The organism is Mycobacterium sp. GA-2829 (assembly GCF_001499965.1).
GTDB lineage: Bacteria > Actinomycetota > Actinomycetes > Mycobacteriales > Mycobacteriaceae > Mycobacterium.
Window position 1 is genome coordinate 1 of the sequence record NZ_LQIT01000075.1, and the last position, 5,127, is coordinate 5,127.

Sequence of the window (5,127 nt, forward strand, 5' to 3'; positions counted from 1 at the left end):
TCCCACTCCGGATGCAACGCACCGCCCCCACCCGCATCCAGTTCACCGACGACGGCAGACCCGGCGCCACAGTGGGCGTGGGCGGTGCGTTGCATCCGGAGTGGGACGTGTTCGGCGACCGGTACCGACCCGAATGGTGTCGCGTGATCGACTACCCGCTGACCACCGCCGCCGACGTCTCCGCCGCCGGTTCGATCCGCGACGACGGACTGCGCCGGCGGCTCGCGCGGATCGGGCTCGGCCCGAAAGTGTTGCGCCGCCGTGCCGACGGCGACGAACTCGACCTCGAGGCGCTCACCGACCTGGTGGTCGACCTGCGCTCCGGACAGTCGCCACCCGAACTCGTCTACACCGAACGGCGCAAGATCGAAAGGAACCTCGGCGTGCTGATCCTGCTCGACGCGTCCGGTTCGGCCACCGACAGCGACGCCGACGGTCTGGCCGTCCACGACCACCAACGCCGGGCCGCGGCCACCCTCGCGGCGACCCTCGAGGAACTCGGTGACCGGGTCGCGGTCTACGCCTTCCGCTCCCACGGGCGGCACGCTGTCCACCTTCCGGCGATCAAGACGTTCGACCAGCGTTTCGGCGCCGTGGCCCGTGCCCGTTCCGCCCAGGTGCAGCCCTCGGGCTACACCCGGCTCGGCGCAGGCATCCGCGGAGCGGGTGAGATCCTCAAGACCGGCGCCGGAACCCCGAACCGGTTGCTCCTCGTCCTCTCCGACGGCTTCCCCTACGACCACGGCTACGAGGGCCGCTACGCCGAGGCCGACGCGAACAAGGCCCTCGAGGAGTTGCGTGCCGACGGCATTGCCTGCCTGTGCCTTTCGCTCGGGCCGGCGAGCGATGCGCTGCACCGGGTGTTCGGCGCCGCCAGCCATGCGGCCGCGGCGGCGCTGGCAGAGCTGAGCCCGCAGATGGACGAACTGTTCGCCTCGGCGCTCGCAGAACTGCGCGCTCCGAGAGCCACGCGGGTATCAAGTACCTGACATCTGCGCCGCGGTGCGCTATGACTGATGGGATGCTCACTGGCGAGAAGATCCTGATCACCGGCGCGACCGGGAAGGTCGCCTTCCCGATCGCCCGGGCACTCGCCGAGGCGAACGAGGTGTGGGGCGCCGCGCGGCTGCGTGATCCGGCCGACCGCGACCGGCTCACGGCCGCAGGCATCGTCCCGCTTGCCCTCGACATGAGCCTCGGCGACTTCTCCGCGCTGCCGGACGATTTCACCTACGTCTTCCACGCGGCCGTCGACCCCGGCACCGGCGACTGGACGCGCTGCCTGCGGACCAACGCGCACCACTCCGGGACACTGATGCACCACTGCCGTGCCGCCAAGGGCTTCGTGCTCTGCTCGACCGGCTCCATCTACGCCTACCAGGGTCACCGGCCGCTCACCGAAGCCGATCCGCCCGGGGTGCCGCTGCGCGCCCAGTACAGCTTCTCGAAGGTGGCGGCCGAGGCGGTGTGCACGTCGGTCGCCGAACAGTCCCGTATCCCGCTCACGATCATCCGCATCTGCTCCACGTACGGGCCCGAGGGCGGCGCACCCGCCGACCGGCTGGAGGCGATCCTGGCGCGTCGGCCGATCCGGTTGCACCCCGACACCCCCAACAACTACAACCCCGTCTACGAGGACGATTACGTCGCGCTCGGCATCCGCGCGCTCGAGGTCGCCGCCGTACCGCCTGTGGTGGTGAACTGGGCGGGCAGCGAGACGGTCAGCGTCGAGGACTACTGCTCGTACCTGGGCGAACTGGTCGGTGTCGCACCGATTTTCGAGTACACGACTGCGGCGCACACCCCGTTGTGGCCCGACGTCAGCCACATGCACCGGGTGCTGGGCCGCACCTCGGTGTCGTGGCGCGAAGGGATGCGGCGCATGGTCGCCGCTCGCCACCCCGAGATCGACCTACCCACGACCGTCTGAGGAACCGCGATGGAACTACCGGGCACACCCTCCGATGAGGTGGCCGCCGTCCGCGCCGAGGGCAGCGGCGACATCACCACGCTGTTCGTGTCGATGGCCACCCGCCATCCCGACGGCGCCGATGCGGACTATCTGCGCTGGCACACCCTCGACCACCGGCCCGAACAGCACCGGTTGTCGGCAGTGCGGGCCTCGCTGCGGCTGGTGTCCACACCTGAGTGCCGGTCCGCGCGTGCGGTACACGTCGCCCCCTACGATGACGTCGACCACGTGATGACGTACTACTTCACCGAAACCAGCGGTATGACACCGTTCCTCGCGCTGTCCAAGGCGCTCGGGGACGCGGGCCGCAAACTGCCGTTGCTGCCGCCGGTCGAACGCGGGGTGTACGACGTCACCGACAGGTGGGCGTCGCCCCGGATCAAGGTTGGTGCCGACGTGCTGCCGTGGTGGCCGGTGCGCGGGGTCTACCTGCTGCTGGAGCGGGGCACCGCGACCCCGACCGAACTGCTCGACGTCGACGGGGTCGCGGGCGTGTGGACGGCCACCTCGCTGCCGGTCGGCGCCCGGTTGGCGAGTGCGCCTGCGGGCCAGACGATCTCGTATTGTTTCCTGGATGCGGATCCGGTCGAGACCGCTGGGCGCCTGCGCCCCGTCCTGGAGAAGCGCTGGGACGGCGCCGGGGTCACCCCGCTGTTCGCCGCCCCGTTCCATCCCGTCGTGCCGCACGAGTGGGACCGCTATGTGCCGTGACGGGAGGGCGTAGATGCGCATCGGGTTGATGGTCGGGTCCGACCGGGAGCGCAGCCGCGCGGACCGGCTGACCGGGCTGCTCGACGACGGACGGACCGCCGAGCAGCAGGGCTTCGCCTCGTTCTGGTTTCCGCAGGTGCCGGGATATCTCGACGCGATGACCGCGATGGCGCTGCTCGGCCAGGTCACCGCGCGCATCGAGATCGGCACTGCGGTGGTTCCGATCCAGACCCGGCACCCGCTCATCATGGCGCAGCAGACCGCCACCACACAGGTCGCATGCGGCGGGCGGTTCACGTTGGGAATAGGCGCATCTCACGACTGGATCGTCTCCGGTCAACTCGGCCTGCCCTACGACCGGCCCGCCCGGCTGGTTCGCGACTACCTCAACGTCCTGCAACCGGCACTGGCCGGGCCCGGCCCGATCGAGGTGGACAACGACAGCTTTCACGTGCACGCCGCGATCGACGTCACCGACCACCACGTGCCGGTGCTGCTCGCCGCGCTCGGGCCCGCGATGCTGCGGCTGGCCGGCGAACGCGCCGGCGGCACCATCCTGTGGATGGCCGACGAACGCGCGGTCGAGAGCCACATCGCGCCACGACTGACCGCCGCCGCGACCGCCGCGGGTCGACCGGAGCCGCGCATCGTCGCCGGTGTTCCGGTCGCGTTGTGCGCCCCCGGTGAGGTCGACGCCGCCCGCGCTCACGCCAGTGCGGTGCTCGGCCACGCCGAACTGTCCCCCAACTACCTGCGACTGCTCGAACACGGCGACGCCGACGACGTCGGCGACACCATGGCCGCGGGTGACGAGGCGGCCGTGGCGGCCCGGTTCCGCCGCTACCGCGAGGCCGGAGTCACCGACCTGGCCGCACGCGTCATCCCGCTCGGCGACGAGCCCGCCGCCCGGCAGCAGTCCCGTAAGCGCACACAGAGATTCGTGGCGTCACTGTGCGCCGAGTTCACGCGTGGTTGAGGTGCGCCGCCGGTAGCGCGTCACCCGGCCGAATCATCCAGTGGAACGACCGGTTCGCTGTGCGCTGGCAGCGCGCGGCATCAACGGGGCGAGGTAGGCGGCGTACTGCGGGCGGGGTCGGGTGGCTTCGCTCTGTGGGACGTCAACAGATGTTGCCGCGCCCGCAGGGGTAACCAATTCCAGTGGGCGTCAATAGATGTTGACGGCGCCCGGACTCGGGTTAGTTGCTGCTCGGTGGTGCTTTGGGTTCGAAGGGGGTGTACCACCACCAGTCGGCGCGTTCGCCGCTGGGACCCGGATAGGGGTCGACCTTTGGGGGTGCGGTGGTGGGTGGCCGCGCCAACGACCCGCTTTCCATGACCCGTCCCCGGCTGTCGGTGACGACGAGTTGGTCGGCGGGTCCGGTGATGGTGATGATCCCGCGGTGATGCGCCCGATGATGGTAGGGACAGACCAGCACCAGGTTGTCGAGTTCGGTCTCACCGCCATCCTCCCAATGGATGATGTGATGCGCGTGCAACCCGCGGGTCGCTTCGCAGCCGGGCACCACACAGGTGCGGTCGCGGTGCTCGAGCGCCCGCCGCAGGCGGCGGTTGATCAGTCGGGTGCTGCGTCCCGCGCCGATGACTTGGCCGTTGCGTTCGAACCACACCTCACAGGTGGCATCACAGGTCAGATATTGCTGGTCGGAGTCGGGCAGCAGCGGTCCGAGGTGTAGGGCGGCGATGCGGTCTTTGATGTCGAGGTGGACGGCGACGGTGGTGTGGGCGCTGTGCGGGCGCCGTGCGGCGTCGGTGTCCCAGGCGCCCTCGATGATGTCGAGGAACGCATCCACCGTCGACGGGGCCGGCGGCCGCCCGCCGGGTGGGGCGTCGGTGTGGTCGCGGTCCCACTGGGCGACCATGCCCTCCCTGCGGCAGGTCAACGCCGCATCCACCTTCGCCGACTCGGCGTGCGGCAGCCTGATATGCCAGGACGTGTGCGTCTCATCGGAACTGGTGGTGATCGAGGCCTCCGGCTCCGGAGGCGGCGGCGGATCATCAGGGTCTTCGGGCACAGGGTCGGGCTTGGGCTTGGGTTCCTGCCGGATCGCGGTGCGGAGTTGGTTGACGCTCGCGGATTTGGCCAACTCGTAGTAGTGCTCGTCAGAGCCGGGGCCGGCTTTGTCGGCAATGACGCCGACCTGATCCAGTGACAGCCGACCTTCCCGCAAGGCCTGCACGCACAGCGGGAATTCGTCGATGCGCTCGGCGATCGCGGTGATCGCTTTGGCGTTGGTGGTCGAGCAGCCAATCTTCCAAGCGACCAGCGCGGTGACCGACCGCGCGCCGGTGGCACCCCACAGGCGGTCGCCGTCGATCTCGGCGGCGATCTCCACCAACCGCGCATCGATCGCGTTGCGCTGCCCCGCCAACTCCGACATCTCGTCGAACAACGCCTCCAGCTGCGCTTCCCGAGGCGTGCTCGG

5 protein-coding genes are annotated in these 5,127 nt (G+C 70.0%); 4 read left to right on the top strand and 1 reads right to left on the bottom strand.

What is annotated here, in order from left to right:
- From AU194_RS28755 to AU194_RS28770, 4 genes are all read left to right on the top strand, one after another.
- The coding region (locus AU194_RS28755; protein WP_157576581.1) for a nitric oxide reductase activation protein NorD at positions 1-989 on the top strand (989 nt) is incomplete at its 5' end.
- A gap of 32 nt (positions 990-1,021) precedes the next feature.
- Positions 1,022-1,930, top strand: a complete 909-nt coding sequence (locus AU194_RS28760; protein WP_059092662.1) for an NAD(P)-dependent oxidoreductase — start codon at positions 1,022-1,024, stop codon at positions 1,928-1,930.
- 9 nt (positions 1,931-1,939) lie between these two features.
- Positions 1,940-2,683 carry a hypothetical protein gene (locus AU194_RS28765; protein WP_059092663.1) on the top strand — a complete coding sequence of 248 codons (744 nt, stop codon included), beginning with the start codon at positions 1,940-1,942 and terminating at the stop codon, positions 2,681-2,683.
- Positions 2,684-2,696: 13 nt separating this feature from the next.
- Complete coding sequence (locus AU194_RS28770; RefSeq protein WP_059092664.1) at positions 2,697-3,659, top strand: TIGR03564 family F420-dependent LLM class oxidoreductase; 963 nt, start codon at positions 2,697-2,699, stop codon at positions 3,657-3,659.
- 220 nt (positions 3,660-3,879) lie between these two features.
- On the opposite strand, the gene AU194_RS28775 is transcribed toward AU194_RS28770, so the two are convergent.
- On the bottom strand, positions 3,880-5,127 hold a 1,248-nt coding region (locus AU194_RS28775; RefSeq protein WP_059092665.1), incomplete at its 5' end, for an HNH endonuclease signature motif containing protein.